3 protein-coding genes are annotated in these 2,380 nt (G+C 53.8%); all 3 read right to left on the reverse strand.

What is annotated here, in order from left to right; all coding sequences use genetic code 11:
• Positions 1 to 547: 547 nt before the first annotated feature.
• On the reverse strand, positions 548 to 784 hold the full coding sequence (locus GX016_09600) for a hypothetical protein (protein HHT71801.1): 237 nt from the start codon (positions 782 to 784) through the stop codon (positions 548 to 550).
• 11 nt (positions 785 to 795) lie between these two features.
• Positions 796 to 2,058: a Ger(x)C family spore germination protein gene (locus tag GX016_09605; GenBank protein HHT71802.1), complete on the reverse strand. Its 1,263-nt coding sequence runs from the start codon at positions 2,056 to 2,058 to the stop codon at positions 796 to 798.
• Positions 2,055 to 2,380, reverse strand: a 326-nt coding sequence (locus GX016_09610) for a spore germination protein (protein ID HHT71803.1), incomplete at its 5' end; no start/stop codon positions are given. The genes GX016_09605 and GX016_09610, both read right to left, overlap by 4 nt.

The raw sequence follows: 2,380 nt of genomic DNA on the forward strand, positions 1-2,380 counted from the left end.
CAGCCAGGCTCTTGGCCTTAACGCGGCCCACGGCCCAGGCTACTTTTTTCACCTGAGCGGCTCTTGGGCGACTTTCGGCGCTACCTCCGAGGAAACCTTCCAGCCGCGGGTTTCCCTCTCTGGACGGTTTAGTCCGCCTACTCCTCCCAGTCACAGCCCTAACGAGTTACCAAACTATTGCCTTAATAATACCCTACGCTGCCGCCCCTGTCAAGCGGGAATAGGCCCGCCCTTGTTAGCAGTCGTCTAGGTGTAACAGTAAGGATGGTTGCGCAGCCCATCCTCAGCGCGAAGCTTAGCCCTCATTCAAAAGAGCGAGGCGAGTGAGGGAAAACCGCCGATGCACTTTCTATGTCACTCTGAACGAAGTGAAGAGTCTTTCATTCTTTACAGCGCAAGATCCCTCGCTACGCTCGGGATGACGGATGTGGTGCGCTCGGGATGACGGATGTATGGGAGCAGGGGCGCGGAGACTGGCCCCTTGCCATACTCTTCTGTACCCCAGGCCTTGTGTGGGCAGCCCTCTGTAGTCGCCCGTTCCCCTCCCTCACATAAAGAAAGGTTCGCGGCCCATGATGGCTTTGGATATGGGGGCCAAGAAGCGGGTTATATAGCGGCTGATATTTGGAATTTTCACCCCCATGGCCACCGGCAGGCTGAGGCCAATGGCAGCTAACATGAACAGCGAAAAAACCAGGAGATCACGCCACTTTTTTTCTTTTGCCAGTTTAGGAACCTCGAAGGCAATAACCGCCAGATACAACAAAACGAGAAGAAAGATCATGTGCCGACCTCCTAACGTTTTTCCAGCGGTGGCACCCCGGTCAGTCCGCTGCGTCGCACTTTTGCTCGGGTATCTATGCTTATTTCTAGGTCCTGCAAGGCCTCAGGCCACTTCTTTTCCAGTTTTTGCCATAGTTTTTTGTTTTGGCGTCGGATAATCTCACCAAAACTAAACGGATCTACTCCGAGCCTCTTGGCCAACTGGATTGCCTGTTCGGCTTCGTTCTTGATAACCGTGGCTGCTTGTTGCTCCAAGAAAAGGTAGTCATCGGCCTGCATAAGGTCCCCCCGGTATGCTTGTTCTGCTAGTGCTATTTCGGCTGTAATCTTTATTTTCAGTACCGGCCGTCCCTCTTTTTCTTCCACCTTGATTTGCCTTCTTGCTGTGAAGACTTTCAGTGCCACGGTGTTATCCTCTCTCTTCTGATCGGCTGTTGCCTTTGCATAGACGACAGTGTTGGTGATCTTACCCTGTAACGTCAGTATTCCCCGAGCCTCGGTGGGCTCGGCAAAACCCACCAGTTTATCGTCCCGGAACAGAGCCAATCCCTTAAGACGCAGTGCCAGGGTCGTCTCTTTTGTTTTCATTTCTTCTACGCCGGCAGAACCGGAGCTTTTTCCACCGGCTGTAGGCATCGTGGGAACTGGTCTAAGTTCTGCTACACCGGTAAATGGATCCGCTCCTTTAGCCTCCAGCAGAGATGAGAATTCATGCACACTAAGGAGAGTAGAATGACCGTTAACAGGAGAAAAGAGTTTGAGTCCCGCCAGTTCCAGTCCCACGCTCTTTTCCAAACTTCCTTGACTACCCATGAGTACGTCTTCGGCCTTACCACGGCAGACGAGGAGATTGGTAATGATGCGGGCTTCGGCATTCCGTTCCCAAAGATCAAGAAATTCCAGTATCCCCTGGCGGCTAACTTCTTCGCCAACAAGTATCGCCGAAGTATGAGCCACATAAACCCGCCGCGGCACCTTCAGCGCCATATCCCGCAGAGCCCCTAAAAGGGTATATCCTTGCCCCTGGGCAATCCAAACCTGACGCCTAGTGCCGCCACCACCGCTGCCACCTCCGCCCGAGCTGCCATCTTCGCCTCCCCCTGTCGTGGGGCGAAAGATCTCCGCCGTAATCTTCCAGATGTCGTCTTCCTTGTCAATACCCAAAGAAGAAACCACGGCCAGCTCGTTTATCTCGCGCCGATCCCAACACCCACAAAGGCACATCTGGGAAGTAAGTAACATCAGGGAAAGCAACGCCAAGAACCAACGTCTCATTTTCCTTGCTCTCCCCCCTGCCGGTTTCGCTCTCGTTTGCTTCGGCGCCTTTGCCCCTGGTCCGTGGTCGGCGGTGCCTGCCGGTTGTCTTGCTCTTTATTCTTTGGACCGCTTATGCTGTTAGGGCCGCGTCCGCGTTCATCGCCCGGGGGTTTAGGACCCTGATCGGGGGCTTGCCGTACAATGTTTTCCTTGCCGACAAGCTCTGGCCGCCTTCGCATCATCCACCATGGTGCACGGATAAGATAGTCTTTTTGGTCCGAGAGGCTAAATGGTGCCATTCCTTGCAAATACGGTATGCCAAAAGAGCGCAAATTCACCA

It is taken from the genome of Bacillota bacterium (assembly GCA_012837285.1).
GTDB lineage: Bacteria > Bacillota > DTU030 > DUMP01 > DUMP01 > DUNI01.